The 273-nt window shown below is 65.6% G+C and carries 1 pseudogene; it reads left to right on the top strand.

The annotated features are described in order from the left end of the window. Nucleotides 1-92: 92 nt before the first annotated feature. Nucleotides 93-273 (top strand): annotated as a pseudogene (locus SB754_RS20295) (isochorismate synthase); the annotation flags it as partial.

The following is a 273-nucleotide window of genomic DNA, read 5'->3' as shown; positions in this document are numbered from 1 at the left end:
CACGTGCCGGACTGCTCCGGGCAGCGGGTACAGGGCGGGTGCGGGGCAGGTAACCCGTGCCACCCCGGCACTGGGAGTAGTCTGGAGTCATTATGACCACCCTGCGTTCCCTGACCGTGCCCATTGGTGAGCTGTCCGCCACAATCGGGCTCCTGGAGTATCTGGTACTCAATGACCAGCTTGCCTGGATCCGCAGCGGTGAAGGGCTGGTGGGCTTTGGGGAAACCGCACGGTTCACCGCCAGCGGACCGGAACGGTTCGCCGATGCGCAGC

The sequence above is a fragment of the Leifsonia sp. SIMBA_070 genome, from assembly GCF_046534635.1.
Taxonomy (GTDB): Bacteria; Actinomycetota; Actinomycetes; order Actinomycetales; family Microbacteriaceae; genus Leifsonia.
The sequence above is the reverse complement of the archived record's forward strand: the minus strand, read 5'-3'. Positions and strand labels throughout refer to the sequence as shown.